20 protein-coding genes are annotated in these 23,102 nt (G+C 71.7%); 8 read left to right on the top strand and 12 right to left on the bottom strand.

The window, feature by feature from the left end; translation table 11 throughout:
- Nucleotides 1-78: 78 nt before the first annotated feature.
- From AB0K67_RS37530 to AB0K67_RS37480, 11 genes are all read right to left on the bottom strand, one after another.
- On the bottom strand, nucleotides 79-1,395 hold the full coding sequence (locus AB0K67_RS37530; RefSeq protein ID WP_364069663.1) for an NAD(P)/FAD-dependent oxidoreductase: 1,317 nt from the start codon (nucleotides 1,393-1,395) through the stop codon (nucleotides 79-81).
- Nucleotides 1,396-1,489: 94 nt separating this feature from the next.
- Nucleotides 1,490-2,284, bottom strand: coding sequence for a uracil-DNA glycosylase (locus AB0K67_RS37525; protein ID WP_364069661.1), 795 nt, complete (start codon nucleotides 2,282-2,284; stop codon nucleotides 1,490-1,492).
- Nucleotides 2,285-2,676: 392 nt separating this feature from the next.
- Nucleotides 2,677-3,819: a hypothetical protein gene (locus tag AB0K67_RS37520; RefSeq protein WP_364069659.1), complete on the bottom strand. Its 1,143-nt coding sequence runs from the start codon at nucleotides 3,817-3,819 to the stop codon at nucleotides 2,677-2,679.
- Nucleotides 3,820-4,016: 197 nt separating this feature from the next.
- Nucleotides 4,017-4,967: a Ppx/GppA phosphatase family protein gene (locus AB0K67_RS37515; RefSeq protein ID WP_364069657.1), complete on the bottom strand. Its 951-nt coding sequence runs from the start codon at nucleotides 4,965-4,967 to the stop codon at nucleotides 4,017-4,019.
- On the bottom strand, nucleotides 4,958-5,446 hold the full coding sequence (locus AB0K67_RS37510) for a DUF501 domain-containing protein (protein WP_364069655.1): 489 nt from the start codon (nucleotides 5,444-5,446) through the stop codon (nucleotides 4,958-4,960). Before AB0K67_RS37510 ends, AB0K67_RS37515 begins: the two co-directional genes overlap by 10 nt.
- Entirely contained in the window at nucleotides 5,436-6,140 is a 705-nt protein-coding gene (locus tag AB0K67_RS37505; RefSeq protein WP_364069653.1) for a septum formation initiator family protein, read from the bottom strand. The genes AB0K67_RS37510 and AB0K67_RS37505 overlap by 11 nt, the downstream gene beginning before the upstream one ends.
- A 67-nt stretch (nucleotides 6,141-6,207) precedes the next feature.
- Nucleotides 6,208-7,485, bottom strand: a complete 1,278-nt coding sequence (gene eno, locus AB0K67_RS37500) for a phosphopyruvate hydratase (protein WP_364069651.1) — start codon at nucleotides 7,483-7,485, stop codon at nucleotides 6,208-6,210.
- 143 nt (nucleotides 7,486-7,628) lie between these two features.
- Nucleotides 7,629-8,567 carry a MazG family protein gene (locus AB0K67_RS37495; protein ID WP_364069649.1) on the bottom strand — a complete coding sequence of 313 codons (939 nt, stop codon included), beginning with the start codon at nucleotides 8,565-8,567 and terminating at the stop codon, nucleotides 7,629-7,631.
- 2 nt (nucleotides 8,568-8,569) lie between these two features.
- Nucleotides 8,570-9,151: a SurA N-terminal domain-containing protein gene (locus AB0K67_RS37490; protein WP_364069647.1), complete on the bottom strand. Its 582-nt coding sequence runs from the start codon at nucleotides 9,149-9,151 to the stop codon at nucleotides 8,570-8,572.
- 28 nt (nucleotides 9,152-9,179) lie between these two features.
- Entirely contained in the window at nucleotides 9,180-12,668 is a 3,489-nt protein-coding gene (mfd, locus tag AB0K67_RS37485) for a transcription-repair coupling factor (protein ID WP_364069645.1), read from the bottom strand.
- A 92-nt stretch (nucleotides 12,669-12,760) separates the two neighbouring features.
- Complete coding sequence (locus AB0K67_RS37480; protein ID WP_364069643.1) at nucleotides 12,761-13,147, bottom strand: signal peptidase I; 387 nt, start codon at nucleotides 13,145-13,147, stop codon at nucleotides 12,761-12,763.
- A 62-nt stretch (nucleotides 13,148-13,209) separates the two neighbouring features.
- On the opposite strand from AB0K67_RS37480, the gene AB0K67_RS37475 reads away from it, so the two are divergent.
- Both AB0K67_RS37475 and cysC read left to right on the top strand, forming a co-directional pair.
- Nucleotides 13,210-13,929 (top strand): methyltransferase domain-containing protein, encoded by a 720-nt coding sequence (locus AB0K67_RS37475; protein WP_364069641.1) that lies wholly within the window; start codon nucleotides 13,210-13,212, stop codon nucleotides 13,927-13,929.
- A gap of 68 nt (nucleotides 13,930-13,997) precedes the next feature.
- Complete coding sequence (gene cysC / locus AB0K67_RS37470; protein ID WP_364069639.1) at nucleotides 13,998-15,221, top strand: adenylyl-sulfate kinase; 1,224 nt, start codon at nucleotides 13,998-14,000, stop codon at nucleotides 15,219-15,221.
- Between the two features lie 19 nt (nucleotides 15,222-15,240).
- Here cysC and AB0K67_RS37465 read toward each other — a convergent pair whose 3' ends face one another.
- Nucleotides 15,241-16,284, bottom strand: coding sequence for a hypothetical protein (locus AB0K67_RS37465; protein ID WP_364069637.1), 1,044 nt, complete (start codon nucleotides 16,282-16,284; stop codon nucleotides 15,241-15,243).
- 359 nt (nucleotides 16,285-16,643) lie between these two features.
- Between AB0K67_RS37465 and AB0K67_RS37460 the strand changes: the two genes are divergently transcribed.
- Genes AB0K67_RS37460 through AB0K67_RS37435 form a run of 6 tightly spaced genes read left to right on the top strand, consistent with a single transcriptional unit; the run spans nucleotide 16,644 to nucleotide 23,085 of the window.
- The gene (locus AB0K67_RS37460) at nucleotides 16,644-17,936 is read left to right on the top strand and encodes a Wzz/FepE/Etk N-terminal domain-containing protein (protein ID WP_364069635.1); all 1,293 of its coding nucleotides are present in this window, start codon (nucleotides 16,644-16,646) and stop codon (nucleotides 17,934-17,936) included.
- Nucleotides 17,933-19,219: a hypothetical protein gene (locus tag AB0K67_RS37455; protein WP_364069633.1), complete on the top strand. Its 1,287-nt coding sequence runs from the start codon at nucleotides 17,933-17,935 to the stop codon at nucleotides 19,217-19,219. Before AB0K67_RS37460 ends, AB0K67_RS37455 begins: the two co-directional genes overlap by 4 nt.
- Nucleotides 19,216-20,112 carry a hypothetical protein gene (locus AB0K67_RS37450; protein ID WP_364069631.1) on the top strand — a complete coding sequence of 299 codons (897 nt, stop codon included), beginning with the start codon at nucleotides 19,216-19,218 and terminating at the stop codon, nucleotides 20,110-20,112. The genes AB0K67_RS37455 and AB0K67_RS37450 overlap by 4 nt, the downstream gene beginning before the upstream one ends.
- A complete protein-coding gene (locus tag AB0K67_RS37445; protein ID WP_364069629.1) occupies nucleotides 20,109-20,963 on the top strand; it encodes a sulfotransferase domain-containing protein in 855 nt (284 codons plus the stop codon). Before AB0K67_RS37450 ends, AB0K67_RS37445 begins: the two co-directional genes overlap by 4 nt.
- Nucleotides 20,951-22,207, top strand: coding sequence for a lipopolysaccharide biosynthesis protein (locus AB0K67_RS37440; RefSeq protein WP_364069627.1), 1,257 nt, complete (start codon nucleotides 20,951-20,953; stop codon nucleotides 22,205-22,207). The genes AB0K67_RS37445 and AB0K67_RS37440 overlap by 13 nt, the downstream gene beginning before the upstream one ends.
- On the top strand, nucleotides 22,204-23,085 hold the full coding sequence (locus tag AB0K67_RS37435; protein WP_364069625.1) for a sulfotransferase: 882 nt from the start codon (nucleotides 22,204-22,206) through the stop codon (nucleotides 23,083-23,085). The genes AB0K67_RS37440 and AB0K67_RS37435 overlap by 4 nt, the downstream gene beginning before the upstream one ends.
- The last annotated feature ends 17 nt before the right edge of the window (nucleotides 23,086-23,102 follow it).

Raw genomic sequence — 23,102 nt, 5'->3', positions numbered from 1 at the left:
TGGCACCCCTTCCGCTTGCGACATGGGTGCCGTGAACGCCCCGGCGACGTGGTTCACCGGGGCGCTGCCGTACCCGAGCTAGCGGCGAGTCGTCGCCACCGCGGCCCTGAAGCCGTCGCGGGGGTGCTCCATCTCTCCCAGCGAGATCGTCTCCCGCTTGAAGAACAGAGCCAGCGTCCAGTCGACGACGACACGGACCTTGCGGTTCAGCGTCGGCACCCGCGACAGATGGTAGGTGCGGTGCATGAACCACGCAGGGAAACCGCGCAGCTTGACGCCATAGACATTGGCGACGCCCTGATGCAGGCCGAGTCCGGCGACCGATCCGACGTACTTGTGGCGGTATTGGACGAGTTCCTCCCCGCGGAGGTAGCGGACGATGTTGTCCGCCAGCACCTTCGCCTGCCGGACGGCGTGCTGGGCATTGGGCGCGCAGTACTTGCCCGGGTTGGTCACGTCGGGCACCCCGGCGGCGTCACCGGCGGCGAACGCGCCCGGCGTGCCCGCCACGGTCAGCATCGGCGTGGTCTTGATCCGGCCGCGCTCGTCGAGCGGCAGGTCGCTGTCGTTGACCACCGGGCTGGGCTTGACGCCGGCCGTCCAGACGAGCGTCTCCGCCTCGAACTCGGTGCCGTCCGAGAGCACCACGTGGCCGCCCACGCAGCTCTCCAGGCGGGTTTCGAGTCGGACGTCGATGCCGCGCTCGCGCAGCTGCTCCAGCGTCCACTTGCCCATCTCGGGGCCGACTTCGGGCAGCACCCGGTTCGTCGCCTCGACGAGCACCCAGCGGATGTCCGACGGCTTGATGTTGCGGTAGTAGCGGGTGGAGTGCTTGGCCATGTCCTCCAGCTCGGCCAGCGCCTCCACACCGGCGAACCCGGCCCCGACCACCACGAACGTCAGGGCCCTTCGCCGCACCTCCGGGTCGTCGGTCGACTCGGCCACGTCGAGCAGGTGCAGCACGCGGTTGCGCAGCGCGATCGCCTCGCCGACCGTCTTGAAGCCGATGCCGATGTCGGTGAGCCCGGGGATGGGCAGGGTGCGGGAGATCGACCCGGCGGCCATCACGATCACGTCGTACGCGATCTGGCGCGGCTCGCCCTCGGCCGGCTGGAAGGTGACGACGCGGCCGGCGTGGTCCACCTTGGTGACGGTGCCGTTCAGGATGTGCACCTTGGGCAGCACACGGCGCAGCGGGGCCACCATGTGGCGGGGCGAGAGGTTGCCCGCGGCGGCCTCCGGCAGGAACGGCTGGTAGGTCATGTAGGACTGGGGGTCGATGATCGTGATGCGGGCTTCGCCGTCGCGGAGTTCGCGACGGAGCCTGCGCTGGAGCCGTAGTGCGGTGTAGAGGCCGACGTATCCGCCGCCGACGATCAGAATGTGCTTGTTCATCCTGAGGCCACATCCCTCGTGGTTGCTTGTGAAAGCATTCACAAGCCTACGCCAGCGGCTTCCGCGTAAGCCAGCCGAGAAGTGGTGTAACGCGTCACACCGCCAGTGACCTGGCCCTTGAGAAGACGTCGTCCAGCATTCGGGCGGTGACGCGGCCGGTGAACGTGTTCTGCTGGCTCGGGTGGTAGCAGCCCATGAGCGTCACTTGGGCGTCGCCGCGCTTGATCGGCACCTCTGTCCCGTGGCCGAACGGCGGACGTGGACGCGGCAGCTCGTAGCCCGCCTCCTTGAGCGCCGGCCACACGGCCTGCCAGGCGTAGCCGCCGAGCGCCACGATCACCCGTACGGTCGGCGCGACCAGCGTGATCTCCCTGGCCATCCACGGGAAGCAGGTGGCCTTCTCCTCCGGCGTCGGCTTGTTGTCCGGCGGGGCGCAGCGCACCGACGCCACCACACGGGCGCCGATCAGCCGCTGGCCGTCGCCCGCGTGCGTGCTGGTCTCCTGGGCGGCCAGGCCGCACCGGTGGAGTGAGGCGAACAGCCAGTCGCCGCTGCGGTCGCCGGTGAAGATGCGCCCGGTCCTGTTGCCCCCGTGGGCCGCCGGGGCCAGCCCCACCAGCAGGATGCTCGGCCGTTCGTCGCCCCACCCCGGCACGGGGCGGCCCCAGTAGGTCTCGTTCGCGAACGCGCGCCGCTTCACCCGCGCGACCTCCTCGCGCCACTCCACCAGGCGGGGGCACGCGCGGCAGACGGACTGCGCGGCCGTGAGCTCCGCGAGCGTGCCGCTGCCGGCGGCGAGGTGGCGCACGTCGGCGGGGTCGAGCGCGACAGGCGTGTCGGCGGTCGCGGGGTCTTCAGGCCAGCCGGTGCCGGGAGGGACGAAGCTCATGACACCGATGGTGCCCGATCACTTCGAGCGCTCGGACCTTGACGAGGCACTCGGGCAGGGCGCGACGTCTTGATCGGAGTCCTGCGCGCCCGCGGCACCCGCAGTCGGGCCCTTACGCGGCCACTCGGGCAGGGCGCAACGACCTTTTCGGAAACCCTGCGCGCCCGCGGCGCACGCGGGAGTGATGCGCGCCCGCGGCACGCGTACGAGCGAACGGAAAACCGGGCGGCTCCCGAAGGTGCCGCCCGGTTGAACCGCTCGATTCGGCGTCACGGCGCGGTCCGCCCGGACGTCGCCCGGCGGCACCGACCGGTGCCGTCCGGACGGGCCCAGGACGCCGCCAGAGGCGTTACCCGGCGGCGTCCGTGCCGTTCCCGTTCACTCAGTGCCTGTCAGGCCTTGCTGTCCTCGGTGGCGGGCAGCGTCGTGGCCTCGGGCGCGGGCGCGGGCAGAGTGGTGGCCGACGGCTTGGGCTCCGGCTTGTCGGCCGGGGCCTTGCGGCAGGCCGGGTAGCGGTCGCTGGAGGAGTCGCTGTTGTTCGGTCCGGTGACCGTCAGCGTCACCACGCCGCCCTTGGCGTCCGGGCCGCTCAGCTCGGTGGAGAAGGCCGGCACCAGGATCGTGCCGCCGTCACGGCCGAAGTAGGTCTGGCCGTTGCTCACCGTACGGCCGTTGAGCGACCAGCGGTAGGAGACCCGGCCCGCACCGGTGGCGGTGATGGAGCCGGTGGCCTTGACCGTGCAGCTGCCGACGACCGTGGCGTTGGCGGACGCGGAGACCTTGCCGCGCGGCTTCGGAGCCTCGTGCCCGTCCTTGCACGCGACCTTGTAGTACGTCCTGTTGGAGGACTCGCTGTCCGGGCTCAGCACCTGGAGCTGCGCCCAGCCGCGCTGGCTGTGACGCGGGGAGATGCTGAAGCCGACCTTGCGCGAGTCGCGCACCTTGATCTTGCCGTAGTCGGCGGTGTGGCCGTTGAGGACCCAGCGGTAACGCACCCAGGCCGGACGCGAGGAGCTGATCACGCCGGTGAAGTTGACCTTGTCACCGGGGGCGCAGCGGTGGGCGTACGAGCTGTAGCTCGTCCAGGCGCGAGCGTTGATCTTGGGGCCGTGGTCGCGCACGACCTCCTTGAGCGACACGCAGGAGACGGAGAAGTAGCTCTTCTTCGAGGTGAACTTCTTGGGCCCGAGGACCTGGACGGCCTCCCAGCCCTTGACGTCCTCCTTGAAGGTGATGGACTGCTTGACCGTGACCGTCTTGGTGCCCTTGCCCTTGACCGTGAGCTCCTTGACCTTGCTCTTGGAGCCGTCGCCGTGCAGCCAGCGGTAGGCCAGCTTGGTCTTGCCGTTGACCGGCACCTTGATCTTGGCCGAGAAGTTGACCGTGACCGGACACGATCCTTCGTGGGCCCGCGGGGAGGCCTTCGGCGTGGTGGCCGTGACCTTGGGCTTCGACGCGGTGGCGGCCTGGGCGGGCCCGGCGACCAGGCCCGCGGCGAGCGCCGCCAGGGCCGCCGACGAGGCGCTGAACGCCACAGCCTTACGCGCTAACCCAACAGACATCATGTGAGAGTGCTCCATTCCTTGAGGGAAGAGACGCGCTCGGGAACGGTCGCCAAGCCTGCGCCTTTCGCGCATGACACATGGCAAAGCCCCCGTTTTGCCTCTTTACTGAAGCACAATACTGATCGCGGGCTCAAGACGATCACGAATCCGGAAATGTCCGGATTTCTTCAGCTTCGGGCGAGAGACCACGCCATCCCGTCGAGGATGTCGTGCTCACTCACGACGACCTGCGAAAACTTGAACCGGCGCACGATGCGGTCGAGGATCAGCGCCCCCGCGCCGATCACGTCCACGCGTCCGGGATGCATCACCGGGATCCGCGCCCGCTCCTCGTGGGTCATCGCGAGCAGCCGCCGCGTCACCTCGTGCACCTGCTCGGCCGACAGGCGGGAGTGGTGGATGCGCGCCGGATCGTAGGAGGGCAGCTCCTGCGCGATGCCCGACACCGTCGTCACCGAGCCGGCCAGCCCGACCAGCGTCTTCGCCTTGCGCACCGGCACCTCGGCCTCGACCCGGTCGAGCGCGGCCTCGATGTCGGCGACGACCGCCTCCAGCGCCTCCGCCTTGGGCGGGTCTCCGGCGTCGCGCAGGTGCCGCTCGGTCAGCCGTACGCAGCCGATGTCGACCGACAGCGCGCCCTCGGCGTGCACGGAACCGACCACGAACTCCGTGGAGCCGCCGCCGATGTCCACCACCAGGTAGGGCGCGAGCGAGCCCCGCGCCACCTCGGTCTCGGGCGACAGGCGCGAAAGACCCCTGGTGGCGCCCGTGAACGACAGCTCGGCCTCCTCGGCGCCCGTGATCACCTCGGGCTCCACCCCGAAGATCTTCCGTACGCCGGTCACGAAGTCCTGCCGGTTGGCCGCATCGCGGGTCGCGCTCGTCGCCACCACACGGGTCGCGGTGGCGCCGTGGCGCTCGATCAGCTCCTGGTACTCGCGCATCTTCGCGAACGTGCGCTCCAGCGCCTCGGGTGCGAGCCTGCCGGTGCGGTCGACGCCCTGGCCGAGGCGGACGATCTCGTTCAGCCGCTCGACGTCGGTCAGCGTGCCGTCGCCGATGTCGGCGATGAGCAGGCGTACGGAGTTGGTGCCGCAATCGATGGCCGCTACACGCATGGTCCGTCACTCCACCAGTCGGGGAGTGCGTCCAGCGCCTCCCTGCCGAACGGGTTGATCCCGGGCACCGCCAGCTCGTGGGCCACGAGCGCGTGCAGGCACTTGACCCGCTCCGGCATGCCGCCCGTGCTCTGCATGCCCGGCGGCAGCGGCTCGATGCCCTGCTCGCGGGCCGCCTGGTCACGCCGCGCCAGGTAGTCCTCGTGCGCCGCGCGGTAGGCCTCCGCCAGCTCCGGCTCGGTCGCCAGCCTGGCCTGCATCTCCCGCATCAGACCGGAACCCTCGAGGGTGCCGATGGCCGAGGCCGCCTTGGGACAGGTCAGGTAGTAAAGAGTCGGGAAGGGCGAGCCGTCGGGCAGCCGCGGCGCGGTCTCCACCACGTCGGGGTTGCCGCACGGGCAACGGTGCGCGACCGCGCGCAGCCCTCTCGGCGGCCGTCCGAGCTGCCGCTCGACGACCTCGACGTCCTTACTGTCCAACGCGTTCCCTTCCTGTCGCCGACCCTCCGGCCGGCTGCCCCGCGGGCTCCTTGGTCGGCTGTTTCGTGGCCTGCCCGGTGGGCTCATCGCTCGACTGCCCGCTCGACTGGTTCGCCGGCTCCTGCGTGGGTTCCTTCGCCGGCTTCGCGGGCTCTTTCGTGGTCTGCCCGGTGGGCTTGCCGCTCGGCTGCCCGCTCGGCTCCTTGGTGGGCTCGCCGCCCGGCTTCCCGCTCGGCTCCGCACCGGGCTTCCCGCTCGGCTCCGCACCGGGCTTCCCGGAAGGAGCGGCGCCCTGCTGCCCGGTCACGGCCCTGCGGCCGGTGCCCTTGTCGGCGGCCTGCACCGACTCCCACAGCGTCTCGTACCACGGCGGCACCTGCGCGGGCTGCTTGACCGCCGCCTGCGCCTTGCCCTGCTCGGGCTCCATCACCACGTAGCACTTCTCGCCGGGACCGCAGTAGTGCAGCCGCTCCTTCGCCGTCTTCTTGATCCAGTTGGGGTCGTCGCTCTGCCTGTCGCGAGCCAGCAGCGCCTGCTTCTCGGCCTCGACCCTGGCCTTCTCGGCGCGCAGCTCCGCGATGCTGCGGCGCAGGCTGATGTACTCGCGCACAGGGTAGGCCAGGCTCATCGCGATCGCGCACACCACGACGGCCAGGATGGCCGCCCGCCCGGTGAGCTGCGGTCTCTTCGCCACTTGCTGCACACCCCCTCAAGTGCGGCTCGCGGCCGGAGAATCGGGGTGCCGCGAGCCGTACTCGAAACTAGCGCCGGAAACGCGGGAACGCCGCGCGACCCGCGTAGCGGGCGGCGTCGTCGAGCTCCTCCTCGATGCGCAGCAGCTGGTTGTACTTGGCCACCCGGTCGGAGCGGGCCGGAGCGCCCGTCTTGATCTGGCCGCAGTTGACCGCGACGGCCAGGTCGGCGATCGTCGTGTCCTCGGTCTCGCCGGAGCGGTGGCTCATCATGCAGCGGTAGCCGTTGCGGTGGGCCAGGTCGACCGCGTCGAGGGTCTCCGACAGCGTGCCGATCTGGTTGACCTTGACCAGCAGGGCGTTGGCCGCACCCTCCTTGATGCCGCGCTCCAGCCGCTCGGGGTTGGTGACGAAGAGGTCGTCGCCGACGAGCTGCACCTTGTCGCCGAGCTTGGCGGTGATGGCCTTCCAGCCTTCCCAGTCCTCCTCGTCGAGCGGGTCCTCGATGGAGACGAGCGGGTAGTTGGCGACCAGGTCCTCGTAGAAGGCGATCAGCTCCTCGGACGACAGGCCCTTGCCGTCGATCGTGTAGACGCCGTCCTTGTGGAACTCCGACGCCGCCACGTCGAGCGCCAGCGCGACGTCGTCGCCCGGCACGTAACCGGCCCGCTCGATGGCGGCCAGGATGAGGTCGAGCGCGTCGCGGTTGGAGGGCAGGTTGGGCGCGAAGCCGCCCTCGTCGCCCAGGCCCGTGGCGTAGCCCTTCTCCTTCAGCACGCCCTTGAGCGCGTGGTAGACCTCGGTGCCCATGCGCACGGCCTCGCGGAAGGACTCCGCGCCGATCGGCGCGATCATGAACTCCTGGATGTCGACGTTGGTGTCGGCGTGAGCGCCGCCGTTGAGGATGTTCATCATCGGCACCGGCAGCACGTGGGCGTTGGGGCCGCCGAGGTAGCGGAAGAGCGACAGCTCGGCGCTGTCGGCCGCGGCCTTGGCCACGGCGAGCGAGACGCCCAGGATGGCGTTGGCACCGAGCTTGGCCTTGTTGGGCGTGCGGTCCAGATCGATCATGATCTGGTCGATGATCCGCTGGTCCTCGGCCTCGATCCCGTTGATCTCCTCCTGGATCTCGTCGGTCACCGCGAGCACGGCCTTCTCCACGCCCTTGCCGCCGTAACGCTTACCGCCGTCGCGCAGCTCGACCGCCTCGAACTGGCCGGTGGACGCCCCGCTCGGCACGGCCGCCCGGCCCCTGCTGCCGTCGTCGAGAATGACCTCGACCTCGACCGTCGGGTTGCCCCGGGAGTCGAGGATCTCGCGCGCGTATACGACCTCGATGGTAGCCACGGGATGCGCTCCTCAATCGAAAGCTGATATGCCATCAGAGCCTATCGGTACGGCCACCCCGCGCAGGCTCTCAGGTCGCCGCGGCGCACCTCCACTGCGCACTTCTACTGGGCACTTCTACTGGGCACTTCTACTGCGCACTTCTACTGGGGGCTGGAGGACTCCCAGGCCCGCACCCGGTCGCGGTAGGCGCGGGCCGCGCCGCGCAGCTCCGCCTCGGCGTCGAGGCCCGCCTCGGCCGCCCTGCGTACGAGGTCGAACAGCTCCCTGGCCACCCCCTGGCCGACCGCCGCCGACAGCGACTCCGGCGCGCCCGCCCGCTCGGCCCTGCGCAGCAGCTGGGCCACCAGCGACAGCGCGGGCTGCCCCATCGGCACGCCGTCGAGCACCGACTCGGTGCCCTTGGCGGCGCGCTCCGCCGCCTTGATCGCCTCCCAGTTGGCGTTGACCTCGTCGGCGCTCTCCGCGCGTACGGACCCGAACACGTGGGGGTGCCGCCTGACCAGCTTCTCCACGATGCCGGCCGCCACGTCGTCGATGTCGAAGCCCTCGGCCACGCGGGCGTGGAAGACCACCTGGAGCAACAGGTCGCCCAGCTCTTCGCGCAGCGCCGCGTAGTCGCCCTGCTCGATGGTCTCCAGCACCTCGTACGCCTCTTCGAGCAGGTACGGCACCAGCGACGCGTGGGTCTGCTTGCGGTCCCACGGGCACTCGGTGCGCAGCCGGTCCATCACCGCCACCAGGTCGAGCACCCGCGCCCCCGGCAGGTCATAGGAGCCGGGGACGACCTCGATGACCGGTGGCTCGTCGAGCGAGATCGCCGCCTGCCCGACCGCCCGCATGAAGTCCTCGCTGTCGTGCTCGGCCAGCCACACCACGGTCTCGGCCACCGCCCGGCGGGCCAGCGCCGCCGGGTCGGGCTCGACGACCTCGGCGGCGATGCCGGCGTCCGCGAGGTAGGGAAGCTGCGGGTGGTCGGCCGAGCCGGTCAGCACCGGGCCGGACCGCAGCGCCTGCCACGCCTGATGGCTCAGCAGGCCCGGCGCGACCCGGGGCGAGGTGGTGACGACGATCAGCGGCACGATCAGCCCTGCGCCGCCTGCTCGCCCGCCTTGCCGAACCTGCCGGCGTCGACGAACAGCCCCGGCTGCTTCTGGTCGGTGTTGAGCTTGCCGAAGCGCGGGTTGACGATCCGCTTGATCGAGTTGAACTCGTCGAGCAGCCGCTGCTGCCCGGACTGGCCGAACTGCTCCTGCAGCTTCCGCAGGCCGGTCATCGCCCGGCCGTAGTCGCGGGCGTCCGCCGGGGAGACGGCGTTGGCCAGGAGGTTGATCTCGGCGGACTCGTACTGCCCGGGGTCCTTGAGCGTGGCGTCCACCTCGCTCTCGCTCACCTGCACGTTGTAGCGGGCCATGAGCTGCTTGGACGCGGCCACGTCGACCAGCCGGCGCAGCACCGCCTGGGAGACCGGCACGCTCAGCGCCGACTCGTCCAGGTTCGCCCGCTTGAGCGCGGCGATGTACTCCTGGGTGTCATCGTTGAGCTTGCTCATGGAGATGCGCTCGTTGCCCACCACGGCCGCGGCTCCGGCCTGCATGGGCGAGGAGCAGGCGGACAGCGCCACGGCGGCCGCCGCGGCGGCCACAGCCACTCGTATCGACTTCACGTACGTCCCTTCCGACCGGAAACCGCCGCTAGCTTACCCGGGCGGGTTCGAGGAACATCGCCTCGACCAGGTCACCACACCATTTGAGCAAGTCGAGGTCGCGCAGCGGCTGCCCGCCCAGCGGCTTGGTCTTGGGCACCGGCACCAGCAGCGTCTCCGCGGCCTGCTTGTATATCGCCTTCTTGTACAGCCGGTCGAGCCGCACCTGCTGCGACTCCTTGAGCCGTACGGGACCGAACTTGATGTTCTGGCCCTGCAAGGTGACGTCGGTGAGCCCGGCCGCCCGCGCCTTGATGCGGAACCGCGCGACCTCCAGGAGGTTCTCCACCTCCACCGGCGGCTTGCCGTAGCGGTCGGTCAGCTCGGCGCGCACCTCGTCGATGTGCATCGGGGTGGCGATGGCCGCGATCCGCTTGTACGCCTCCAGCCGCAGCCGCTCGGAGGTGACGTAGTCGTGCGGGATGTGGGCGTTGATCGGCAGCTCGACCTTGACGTCCTGCTGCTCCTCCTGCACCTCGCCGCCGGCCAGCTTGGCCTTCTGCTCCTGCACCGCCTCGGCCATGAGGCGGACGTACAGGTCGAAGCCGACGCCCGCGATGTGGCCGGACTGCTCGGCGCCCAGCACGTTGCCCGCGCCGCGGATCTCCAGGTCCTTCATGGCGACGTACATGCCGGCGCCCATCTCGGTGTGCTGGGAGATCGTGGCGAGCCGCTCGTGCGCGGTCTCGGTCAGCGGCTTCTCCGGCGGGTAGAGGAAGTAGGCGTAGCCGCGCTCCCTGCCGCGGCCGACGCGCCCGCGCAGCTGGTGGAGCTGCGACAGGCCGTAGTTGTCGGCCCTGTCCACGATCAGCGTGTTGGCGTTGGGCACGTCGAGGCCCGACTCGACGATCGTGGTGGAGACGAGCAGGTCGTACTCGCGCTCCCAGAAGCCCACCATGATCTTTTCGAGCTGGTGCTCGTTCATCTGCCCGTGCGCCACCGCGATGCGGGCCTCGGGCACCAGCTCGCGCAGCCGCGCGGCGACCCGGTTGATCGAGGCCACCCTGTTGTGCACGAAGAAGATCTGGCCGTCGCGCATCAGCTCGCGCCGGATGGCCGCGGCGATCTGCTTCTCGTCGTACGGCCCCACGAACGTGAGGATCGGATGCCGCTCCTCCGGCGGGGTGAGGATGGTGGACATCTCGCGGATGCCGGTCAAGCCCATCTCCAGCGTGCGCGGGATCGGCGTGGCGGACATCGCCAGCACGTCGACCTGCGTGCGCAGGTGCTTCATGGCCTCCTTGTGCTCGACGCCGAAGCGCTGCTCCTCGTCGATGATGATGAGCCCGAGGTCCTTGAAGCGCACCTCCGGGCTGAGCAGCCGGTGGGTGCCGATGACGACGTCGACCGCGCCCGTGCGCAGGCCGTCGAGCGTGCCCTTGACCTCGGCGTCGGTCTGGAAGCGGGAGACCGGCCTGACCGTGACGGGGAAGCTGGAGAACCGCTCGGTGAAGGTGGACATGTGCTGCTGCACCAGCAGCGTCGTGGGCACCAGCACCGCGACCTGCTTGCCGTCCTGCACGGCCTTGAACGCCGCGCGCACCGCGATCTCGGTCTTGCCGTAGCCGACGTCGCCGCAGATCAGCCGGTCCATCGGGACGCCGCGCTCCATGTCGCGCTTGACCTCGTCGATGGCTTCGAGCTGGTCGGCGGTCTCGGCGTACGGGAAGGCGTCCTCCATCTCGCGCTGCCACGGCGTGTCGGGGCTGAACGCGTGGCCGGGCGAGGCCATGCGCGCGGAGTAGAGCCTGATCAGCTCGCCGGCGATCTCCTTGACCGCCTTCTTCGCCCGCGACTTGGCCTTGGCCCAGTCGGCGCCGCCCATGCGGTTGAGCGTGGGCGACTCGCCGCCGACGTAGCGGGTGACCTCGTCGAGCTGGTCGGTGGGCACGTAGAGGCGGTCGCCCTTGGCGTACTCGATGACCAGGTATTCGCGGGTGGCGCCCTGCACGGTGCGCTGCACCATCTCGACGTAGCGGCCGACGCCGTGCTGCTCGTGGACGACGTAGTCGCCGACCTTGAGCTGAAGCGGGTCGACCATGTTGCGGCGGCGCGAGGGCAGGCGCCGCATGTCCTTGGTGGACGCCTTCTGGCCGACCAGGTCGAGGTGGGTGAGCACGGCCAGGCTCGGGGTGATGAAGCCGTGCTCGATGCGGCCGGTCGTGACGTGGACGACCTTCGGCTCGGGCGCCTTGTCGAGATAGGCGTGCAGCCTGGCCGGCACGTCGACGCCCTTGAGCAGCTCGACCATGCGCTCGGCGGGGCCGTGGCCCTCGCTGAGCAGTACGACGGCCTTGTCCTCGGCCAGCCAGCCCTTGATGTCGGCGAGCGCCTTGGAGGTGTCGCCGCGGTAGGCCTCGGAGTCCTGCGCGTCGAGCTCGACGCCGCCGCCGAACGGCGCCATCGTCCACCACGGCTGGCCGAGCGCCGAGGCGTGCTCGCGGATCTCTTCGAGCGTGCGGAACGCGGCCGCGCCGAGGTCGATGGGGGCCTCGCCGCCGGCCGCCGCGTTGATCCAGGAGGCTTCGAGGAACTCCTGCGAGGTGCGTACGAGCTCCTCCGCCCGCCCCCTGATCCGCTCGGGGTCGCACACGAACACCGCGGACCGCGCGGGCAGGTGGTCGAGCAGCAGGTCCATCTCGCCGGCCAGCACGGGCGCGAACGCCTCCATGCCCTCGACCGGGGTGCCGTCGGCGAGCTGGTCGAGCACCTCGGCGAGCGCGGGGTACTCCCCGGCCAGCTCGCGCGCCCTGGCCCGCACCTCGTCGGTCAGCAGCAGCTCGCGGCACGGCGGCGCGAACAACCCCTCGTCGGCCGCTTCGAGCGAGCGCTGGTCGGCCACCTTGAACCAGCGGATCTCCTCGACCGTGTCGCCCCAGAATTCAAGGCGCAGCGGGTGCTCCTCGGTGGGCGGGAACACGTCGAGCAGGCCGCCGCGCACCGCCACCTCGCCGCGCCGCTCCACCATGTCGACCCGGTGGTAGCCGTTGTCGACCAGGGCGCGCACCACCTCGTCGAGGTCGGCGTCGTCACCGGCGCGCAACCTGATGGGCTCAAGGTCGCCGAGACCCTTCACGATGGGCTGCAACAGGGCGCGCACCGGCGCGACGATCACGCTGAGCGGTCCGGCGGCGGCGTCGCCCTTGACCGGGTGCGCCAGCCTGCGCAGCACCGCGAGCCGCTGGCCCACGGTGTCGCTGCGCGGCGACAGCCGCTCGTGCGGCAGCGTCTCCCACGCCGGGAACACCGCCACGGACGACGGCTCGACCAAGCTGGTCAGCGCCGCCGCCAAGTCCTCGGCCTCGCGCTCTGTGGAGGTCACGGCGAGCACCGTGCGCTGGTCGTGCGCGGCGAGGGCGGCCACGCCGAACGGACGCAGCGAGGAGGGCGCGACCAGCGCGACGTCGCCGCCCTCTTCGAGAGCGGCGGTCAGCTTCGGGTCGGCGCGAACAAGGTCAAGTAGCCCGGAAAGACTCATCAGATACGCCCACAGCCCCACGACGGCAACACGACTACCCCCGGACGGGGAAGGTCGCGGGGGTTCCGTACCAGACTACTCGCCGTGAAAGCTCAGCCGACGCGGTAACCAGGCACGGAGGGCCAGCGCACGGTGAGGACCGTGGACGGCTCCTCGGCCCGCCAGGAGTGGCCGACGCCCTTGCCCCACACCACGTAGTCGCCCGGCTTGTCCAGCAGCACGCTGCGGCCCGGCAGCTCGACGCGGAAACGGCCGCTGATCAGGATGAGCAGCGCGGTGCGCACTTCGTTCTCCACCCACGCGGCCCGCTCGTCGCCCGCCGGGTGCACGCCCCACTTGATCTCGACGTCTTCGCTGTGTCTTGGGTCGCCCGGGGGTTTGAAGTGACCGAGCAGCCATCCCCTGTCGAGCGGCGCGTCCACGTTGGCGTTGCCCACGTAGACGCCCTCGTAGACCTGATCGTCCGCCTGATCGCTCACGGGGCAGGACGCTAGCAGGGAAATGCCTTACTGATTCCACTTGGTTGATTACTGTAGGTGACATGTCTGAGGTGCGATCGGTCGCCCGCAGCGGCGACCTCTTCGAGCAGCGGCTCCGCGAGCACTGCGCCGGCCAGCCGATCCGGCGGCTCGACGTGCTGGTCGCCGGGTGCGCGCACGGCGAGCCGCTGGTGCTCGACCACATCGAGACCAGGGCCACCGGAGCCGACGAGGACCTGCCCGCGGTCAGGAAGGTGGTGGAGGAGCGGGCCGATCTTGTCTCCTACTCGCTCGGCGACCTGCGCTCGGTGCCGCTGCCGCCGCGCGGCTTCGACGTGATCCAGCTGTCGTTCCTGCTGGAGCGGGTGCGCCACGCGGAGCTGGTGTTCGACCGGCTGCTGCAGGCGCTGCGGCCCGGCGGGCTGGTGCTGCTGCGGGTCCGCGACCGCCGCTCCGCCTACGGCCTGCTCGACCGCCTCACGCCGGGCTGGCTGCGCCGGCTGCTGTGGCGGGCCCTGGTCCTGCCGGGCACGCCGGGCCCGCTGCCCGCCGTGTACGAGCCGCTGGCCTCCAGCGACGGCCTGCACGCGTTCTGCCTGAGCCGGGGCCTGATGATCACCGATGACGAGCGCGCCACCAGCGGCCCCGCCCGCGCCCGCCGTCCCGTCGCCGCCCTGGTGTCGCTGGTGTCCAAGCTGACCAGCGGCCGCTTCCCCGCCTCGCACGACGAGATCACGATGGTGATCAGGAAGCCCCAGCACCACTTCGCCCGCCTCATCTAGCGGTCGAGGCAGGCGTCGCGGAGCGGCACACTGGTCTGGTACGGACCGAGCACACTCGAATAGTTGGGATGCAGAACGTGGAGTGGACCCCCGACCCGCGCGAGCTGGCCGACCTCGAACTCCTGTTGTCGGGCGCGTTCGAACCGCTGACGGGGTTCCTGGGCCACGACGACCTGCACACCGTCTACGAGCGCGGCACGCTGGCCGACGGCACCCCGTGGCCCGCGCCCGTCACCCTCCACATCGACGCCGACCTGTCCCCCGGCGACGAGGTCACGCTGCTCGACCCCGAGGGGCTGCCGCTCGCTGCGCTCACCGTGACCGGCCACGAGCCCGACGGGCTGACCTCAGGCCCCGTCAAGGCGCTCGGCACGCCCGAGCACGGCCCGTTCGCCCGGCTGCGGCGCACTCCCGCCCAGGTCAAGGAGGAGCTCGGCGGGCGTCCCGCGCTCGCCGTCACCATGCGGGGGCCGCTCGACGACCTGGACGAGGTGACGGCCACCGCCAAGGAGCTCGACGCGGTCGTCCTGCTGCTGCCGCTCGCATACGGCGAGGCGGGCCCGGCCGTCGTGCGCGCCGCGCTGCGCGCCCAGGAGCGGCTGCCCGAGGGCACGCTCGTCGTCCCGGTGCCACTCGCGCCGCGCGATGAGCCGGAGATCGACCTGGAGCTGCGCGAACACGTCGCCACCGCCTACGGCGCCGCCGAGCACATGGCGGGCCCCGACCCCGTGCACATCCCCGGCCCGCCGCACCGCCGCGGCCTGGTGGTCTTCTTCACCGGCCTGTCGGGCTCGGGCAAGTCCACGATCGCCCGCGGCCTGCGCGACGCGCTGCTGGAGTCCGGCAGCCGCACGATCACCTACCTCGACGGCGACGTGGTGCGCAAGCTGCTGTCGAAGGGCCTGACGTTCTCCAAGGCCGACCGCGACCTCAACATCCGCCGCATCGGCTTCGTCGCCGCCGAGGCGGCCCGCCACGGCGGCCTGGCCATCTGCGCCCCCATCGCCCCCTACGCGGCCACCCGCGCGGAGGTGCGCGAGATGGTCGAGTCGGTGGGCGCCGACTTCCTGCTCGTCCACGTCGCGACCCCGCTTGAGGAGTGCGAGCGGCGCGACCGCAAGGGCCTGTACGCCAAGGCCCGCGCCGGCCTGATCCCCGAGTTCACCGGCATCTCCGACCCCTACGAGGAGCCCGACGACGCCGACCTGGTGATCGACACCACGCACCTGTCGATCGAGGCGGCCGTCTCCCGCGTGCTCGACACGATCAAGGCCGGCGGCTGGGTGCGCTGAGCCCGTCACATGAGCATCGTCAGGGTCTGGGCACGGGCGTGGAGCGGAAGTAGGGGTCGCGGGCCAGCCGGGTGAAGGCGCGGTCGGCGCCGCCGTCGGAGTCGAAGCTGGTGTCGCCGCGCGGCGCCTGCGGCGAGTCGAAGTAGATCAGCGCCTTGATCTGCGGGTATTTCTTGATCTGGCGCAGCACGGACTCGAAGAACGTGCGCTTGAAGTCGCGGTCGTACGATCGCTCGAACACGCCCCACTCGGCCACCATGACCGGCTTGCCGGGGAAACGCGCCTGCATCCACCGGTAGAAGCCCGGCCAGTCCGGGTATTCCTTGCGCGTCTTGTTGACCAGCCCGTCGAAGTCCTGGACCCGGTCGTCGGCGTACGGGTCCATCGCCACCCAGTCGACCACGTCGTCACCCGGGTAGAGGTCCTCGAACCACGGCTTGGCCGCCCAGTTGGGCGCCCCCATGTACGTCATGACGACGACCGCGTTGCGCACGCCCTGCGCCCGCAGCCGCAGCACGATGTGGCGGAACATGGCGGCGTAGTCGGTGGCCTGCATGCCGGAGCCGGACGAGACGTCCACGTCGTTCTCCGGCTCGTGGTGCAGGGTGAGGAAGAACCGCTCGGGGAAGGTGCGCCTGATGTGCGCGGCGAGCCGGTCGATCCTGCGGTCGAGCTTGCCCGCGGCGATCTGCGCCCAGGTGTGCTGAAACGACGGCTTCCAGTTGACCATGAGCAGCCGCGGCCTGTCGGGGTCGCGGGCCAGCCTGACCTCAGCGGGCGTGGGGAACAGCTCGCGGCCCCGGTGATAGACGTGCACCACGTCGGCGGCCGCCCCCATGCGCATCTCCGCGCCGTGCAGCGCCTGCTCGATCGGGACGCCGGTGAACACCTCGGGCGCGAGGCCCCACCAGGCGCCGCAGGACGGGATCAGCCTGGAGGTGGCCGTGCAGGCGGGCGACCCCGCCGCCTGCTTGGCCGTGGGAGCCTGGACCGGCGCGGGGACGGGCGAGCCCGCGGCGGTGGAGCAGGCGGCAAGGACAGTGACCAGCGCAGCGGCCAACACGGCGGCCGGCGACATCGTGAGAACACCGGTCGTTGCTTTCCGCGAAATTCCCCGTAGCAGCAAAGTCTTCCAACCCCCTCGTCGAACGACCCCCGGCTGTCACACCTGAACCTTGCCATGTCATTCCTGGAACTTCAGCCAGTGTGAGAGTTAGCCCAGCTCGTGGCGGGTAAAGAGACGCCCGGGAAATAGCCCTAGAAACCGAAATATGGGCATTTCCCGGGCGGCTTATCCGGGAAAAATCTTGAAGTATTGAACCGGGGTGATCAGGCGCCGCCCTATAGTGGGCCCACCACTTCGGCGGTGACGCGCTGGCGCCAGGCGGCCACGCAACGTACACATTCAGGAGACCATCCCCCATGAGCTCCGGTACCGACCTGGACGCACACCTTTCGCTGCTGCGCAGGCGATGGCTGGTCCTGGTGGGCTGCGTCGTCGTCGGCGGCACGGCCGCGCTCGCGCTGCTGCGGCTGGTCCCGCCCGCCTACACCGCGACCGCACAGGTGCTCGTGCTGCCCGTCGGCGCCGGCGAGCAGGCCAACCAGGTGACCGCCCGCCACCGCGAGGCGCTCAACCTCGACACCGAGGCCCAGGTCGCCCAGTCGGCCGTGGTCGCCGCGCGGGCCGCGCGCACGCTGGGCATCGACGCCGTCGAGCCGGTCGAGGTGGCCGTGCCGCCCAACTCCTCGGTGCTGCTGCTGTCGGTGACCGCCGCCGACCCCGAAGGCGCTGCGGCGCGCGCCTCCGCGTACGCCGAGGCGTACCTCGCACACCGCCGCGAGAGCGCGCTGACCGCCATGGCCCGCCAGCAGGAGGCGGTGCTGAGCAAGCTCAAGCAGGTCAACGCCTCCATCGACCGGGTGATCAGGCAGCTCGCCACCCTGCCGAGGGGCCCGGAGCGCGCGATCGCCGTGCAGCGCCACGGCGTGCTCAACCGGCAGGCGGCCGGCCTGGCCGTCAGGTACGACGCCCTGCGCACGCTCGCCGTCACCCCGGGCACGATCATCACCAGGCCCGTGCCGCCCGCCGCGCCCAGCTCCCCCAGCCTGCCCCTCTACCTCGGGACCGGCCTCATGCTCGGCCTGCTGGCCGGTGTGGCCGCCGCCTACGTACGCGACCGCCTCGACACCCGCCTGCGCACGCCCGACGACGTCGAGCGGCTCACCGGCCTCCCCGTGCTCGGCGACCTGTCGGGCCCGCGCGGGCCCGGCGTGCTGCACGACCTGGCGAGCGCGCTCGTCGCCGCGTGCCCGGGCAAGCGGCTGCTGGTCACCTCGCTGCCCGCCGACCTGTACTCCTCGTCGCTGGCCGAGCCGCTGGCGGTGAGCGCGCCGCTGGTCGTGCTCGACGGCACCGACGTGCGCGACCTGTCCAGAGCCGACGCCGCCGTGCTGCTCATCGGTCTCGGCCGGGTCACCTCGCGCGACGTGGCCGCCGCCGCACGCCGCCTGGCCCACCACGACGTGCCGATCGTCGGCGCGGTGACCGCCACCGACGCCGTCCCGTCGTTCGTGCCCCTGCTGGAGCCGCACCCGCCCACCTCGCTCGGCAAGCTCGTCGCCACCGGCGAGCTGCGCGCCGCCCGGCCGGGAGCGCAGGACGAGACCAGCCCACTGCAGGCGCTGCACCGGCGTCATGGCCGATCGACGTGATCGGACCCGCGTGGCCCATAGCGGCGCTGCTGGTCGGCTACCCGCTGTGGTGGGCGCTGGGGTTCGGCGGGCTGTCGGTGGTGGTGCTCGCCGTGCCCATGGCCGTGCTGCTGTGGCGGCGGCGGCCGATCAAGGTGCCGCGCGGCTTCGGGCTGTGGCTGCTGCTCCTGGCCGGCTACCTGGTGAGCGGCCTGATGCTGGGCGAGTCACCACCGGGCACGTACGGCGAGTTCGGCGCGGGCCGGCTGATCGGCTACGGCATGCGCTTCGCGCTCTACTGCGCGGTCCTGATCATGGTGCTCTACCTCGGCAACCTCACCGAGCGCGAGCTGCCGCAGCTCCGGCTGGTGCGCATGCTGGGCGTATTGTTCGTCATCACCGTGGCCGGGGGGCTGCTCGGCGTGCTCGCCCCCGGTTTCGAGTTCACCTCGCCGGTCGAGCGGCTGCTGCCCGAGTGGATCGCGGGGAACCCGTTCGTGCAGAACCTCATCCACCCGACGGCCGCGCAGACCCAGAAGGTGCTCGGGTTCTCGCTGCCCAGGCCGGAGGCGCCGTACGAGTGGGCCAACGCCTGGGGCAGCAACGCGTCGGTGCTGCTGGTGTGGTTCGTCGTCGGATGGTGGGTGTACGGGCGGGCGCGGCAGAAGGTCTTCGTGGCCGTCGTGGTCGCCCTGGCCGCGGTGCCGATCGTCTACTCGCTCAACCGGGGCCTGTGGATCGGCCTGGGGCTGGCCGTGCTCTACCTGATCGTCCGGGTGGGCGGCAGGACCAGGGTGGCGCTGTGCGCGACGGTCGCGGCCGCCGTGCTGGCGTTCCTGCTGAGCCCGCTCGCGCCGCTGTTCGCGCAGCGGCTCGACCGGCCGCACTCCAACGACATCCGCGCCTTCACGGTGAGCGCCACCCTCGCCGCCGCCGCCCACTCGCCCGTGATCGGTTACGGCAACACCCGCAACGCCACCGGCAACCACCGCTCGATCACCACCGGCAAGACCGGCTGGTGCCCCGGCTGCGGGCATCCGCCGCTGGGCAGCGACGGGCAGCTCTGGCTGCTGATCATCACTCAGGGGTTCACGGGGGCCGCGCTGTACGTCGCGTTCTTCGTGGGGGCGATCCGCCGCCACTGGCGCGACCGCAGCCCGATCGGGCTGGGCGGGGTGCTCGTGATGGGCTTCGTGCTGCTCTACATGTTCATCTACGACGGGCTCGTCACGCCGCTCAGCCTCTATCTCATCTCGTTCGCCCTCCTGTGGAGGAACACGCATACGGCTGGGGGATCGTCATGAACGACGCCGCGGTGCGGCTCGGCTATCTCGCCGACACCGTACGCCTGCTGTATCCGGGCGCCGGCTCGCCCCGCGCGTACACCGTGCTGCCGCATCCCGCCGTGCCCCGCAGGCTGGCGCCGCGCCGCTGGTGGCACCTCGGGTCGCGGGTGGTGGTGCCGGTCGAGGGGTCGATCGCCGACCACCTGGGCGAGGTCTTCCAGCGCCCGGTCGAGACCGTCCTGCACGTACGCCCGGCGCGGCGGGCCAACCGCAAGCCCATCCTGGAGGCCCGCGCGGACGGCCGGCGGCTGGCGTTCGTCAAGATCGGCGACACCGAGCGCGCCCGCAGGCTCGTCGACGCCGAGGCGGCGGTCCTGCGCAGGCTGGCCGCGCTCCCCCTTCACACGGTCACCGTGCCGGCCGTGCTGCACCACGGCGACTGGCGCGGCCTGTCGGTGCTCGCGCTCTCGCCGCTGCCGGTGCGCCGGGGCCGGGTGCCCGCGCCGCTGCTGCTGGAGGCGGCCAGGGAGATCGCCGCCACCGGCGGCGACCGGCCCGCCTGGCACGGCGACCTCACCCCGTGGAACGTCAGCCGCGGCCCCGGCGGGCGGCTGCTGGTGTGGGACTGGGAGCGCTACGAGGTCGGCGTCCCCCTCGGCTTCGACGTGCTGCACCACTTCTTCCACCGGGCCCTGCGCAGGATGCGCCCGCCGGTCGCGGCCAGGGCCTGCGTCGCCCAGTCCGTACGCCTGCTCGCCCCCCTGGGCCTGTCGGCGGCCACGGCCAGGCGGACCGCACTGCGTTACCTCATCGCGCTGGCCGACCGGCACGCCGCCGACGGCCACACGCCGCTCGGCCCGCCGCAGTCGTGGCTCAACCCGGCCGTCGATCACGAGGAGCTACTCACGTGAGGACCACGAAGCGCTCGGTCCTGTCGCTGTCGCGGACCACGGGACGGTTCACCTCGGCCGCCCGCGTGCTGCCGTCGTTCCTGATCGCGGGCGCGCAGCGCTGCGGCACGACCTCGCTCTACCGCGCGCTCGCCCAGCATCCGCTGCTGCTCAAGCCCGTGCTGCACAAGGGCGTGCACTACTTCGACGTGGCCTACTGGCGCGGCATGTCCTGGTATCAGGGGCACTTCCCGCTGCGGGTGGGCGCCGCGCTGCTCACCCACCGGTACGGCCACCGCCCCCAGGCGTACGAGTCGTCCCCGTACTACCTGTTCCATCCGCTGGCCGGGCAGCGCATCGCCGCCGACCTGCCCGGCGTGAAGCTGATCGTCCTCGTCCGCGACCCCGTCGAGCGGGCCTGTTCTGCCCACGCCCACGAGCTGGCCAGAGGCTACGAGACCGAGTCGCACTTCGAGCGCGCGCTGGAGCTGGAGGAGGAGCGGCTGGCCGGAGCCGAGGAGCTGCTGCGCACCTCGCCGCACGCGTTGCACCACTCGCACCGCCACCACGCCTACCTCGCCAGGGGGCGCTACGCCGACCAGCTCGACCGGCTGGAGCCGCTGTTCGGCCGCGATCGCATGCTCGTGCTCGACAGCCACCGCTTCTTCGCCGAGCCGGAGACCGCCTACGACCGGGTGCTGGAGTTCCTGGGCATGCCGCACCTCGGTTATCCGGTCTTCGAGCGCTACAACCGGCGCTCGCTGCCGCGTCCCGTGCCGCGCACGCTGGCCGGGCGGCTGCGCGACCACTTCGAGCCCTGGGACGCGCGGCTGGTGCGCTGGCTGGACGGTGAGCCCTCGTGGCGGCGCTGACCGTCCGCAGGGGGCTCGCCGGGCTGTCGGGGGCCGCGTTCGGCGCGGTGGCGCAGGTCGTGCTCGTCGTGGTGGTGACCAGGACGTACCCGGCGGCGGAGGCCGGGGCGTTCTTCACCGCGACCGCGCTGGCGCTGATGGCGGCCGGGATCGCCAAGCTCGACGCCGGCAACGGGCTCGTCTACTTCATCGCCCGCGCCAGGTCGTACGGTTACCGCGGCGTCTCCGGCTACATCAGGGCCGCCGTACTGCCCTGCCTGGTCGTGGCCGTGGCGGCGGCGGCCGTGCTGTTCCCGCAGCTCGGGCCCGCCGCCGGGCTGCTGCCCGTCATGGTGGCCGCCGACGTGCTGCTCGCGGCCGGGCGCGGGTTCGGGGCGCTGCGGCCGACCGTGCTGCTCGACGGGCTGCTCGTGCCCGGCGGCCAGCTCCTGCTGGTCTCCGCCGCCGCGCTGGCCGGGGCGGGCGGCTGGTGGCTGCTGCCCGCGTGGGCCGCGCCGTACCTGCCGGTGCTGGTGCTCGCCGCCTTCTGGCTGCGCAGGCGCGTCACGTGGACGCCCTACCTGCCGGGGACCGCGCTCGATCTGTGGCGGCACACCGCGCCGCGCTCGCTCGCCGGCGCCATCCAGGCCGTCTTCCAGCGGGTGGACATCGTGATCGTGGCGCTGCTCGCCGGGCCCGCCTCCGCCGCCGTCTACACCGCCGCCACCCGGGTCAAGGTCGTCGGGCAGCTCGCCAACCAGGGGCTCGCGCAGGCCGTACAGGCCGGGCTGGTCAGGGCGCTGGCCGACGGCGAGCGGGAGCGGGCCAGGGAGCTGTACCAGGCCGCGACCGCGTGGCTCGTGGTGCTCACCTGGCCGCTCTGGCTCGCGTACGCGGGGCTCGCGCCGTGGCTGCTGCGCGTGTTCGGCCCCGCGTACGGCGCCGCCGCCCCCATCGCGCTCGTCCTCGCCGCCACGATGATGGTGTCGACCGCCTGCGGCATGGTGGACGTCGTGCTCACCGCCGCCGGGCACACCGGCGTCAGCCTGCTCAACCTGCTGGCCGCCATCGGCTGCACGGTGCTGCTCGACCTCGCGCTGATCCCCGCCTACGGCGCGCTCGGCGCGGTCGCCGGCTGGTCGGGCGGCATGCTGGTGAAGAACCTGCTGCCGCTGTGGCAGCTCCACCGCCGCTACCGGCTCCACCCGTTCGGCCGCCACACCCTGACCGCGCTGCGCAGCCCGCTGCCGAGGCGGCCCGCATGACGGTCCTGGTCACCGGGCTGCCGCGCAGCGGCACGAGCTGGACGGGCCGCATGCTGGCCGCAGGACGCGAGCTGATCTACGTCAACGAGCCGCTCAACCCCCAGCACCCGCCGGGCCGCTGCCCCGGCGTGCTCGCCGCCCGGGTGACGCACCGGTTCCAGTACATCTGCGACGACAACGCGGGTGTCTGGCTGCCCGCCTTCCGCGACACGGCGGCCCTGCGCTACCGGTGGCTCGCCGAGCTGCGTGCGAACCGCTCGCCGTACGACCTGGCGCGGATGCTGCGCTACGGCACGGCGTTCGCCTACGGACGGCTCACCGGGCGGCGGGCGCTGCTGGACGACCCGTTCGCGGTGCTGAGCGCCGGGTGGTTCGCACGGCGGCTGGGCTGCCGGGTGATCGCGCTCGTCCGTGACCCGGTGTCGTTCGTGGCGAGCTGGCAGCGGCTCGGCTGGACCGTCTACTTCCACGAGCTGCTCGAACAGCCGCTGCTCGTCCGCGACCATCCCGAGCTGCTGGAGCTGCGGGAGCTGGTCGGCTCGCAGGACCGGGTGGCCAAGGCGGCGGCGCTGTGGCGGGTCACGACGGGCATCCTGCGCCGCACTCCGGGCATCAGGCTCGTCTCGTACGAGTCGCTGGCCGCCGACCCGATCCCCGGCTTCCGCGACCTGTACGCGTACGCGGGGCTGCGCTGGACCCCCGCCGCCGAGCGGCGCATCGCGCGGGCCTGCACCGGCGACGGGCGGGCGGCGGCGTTCGCCTGGTCGGGCCTGTCGCGCACGGCCTACCGGCGCATGGACCCCCGGCTCGCCCTGGCCGACCCCGCCAGGGGGCTCACCGGCGAGGACGCCGAACGCGTCCGCGTTCTCACCGCCTGAGAGCCTGAGGGCCGCCG

The sequence above is a fragment of the Nonomuraea sp. NPDC052634 genome (assembly GCF_040678535.1).
Lineage (GTDB): Bacteria > Actinomycetota > Actinomycetes > Streptosporangiales > Streptosporangiaceae > Nonomuraea > Nonomuraea fastidiosa.
Note: the sequence above shows the minus strand (reverse complement) of the source record. Positions and strands in the feature narration are given on the sequence as shown.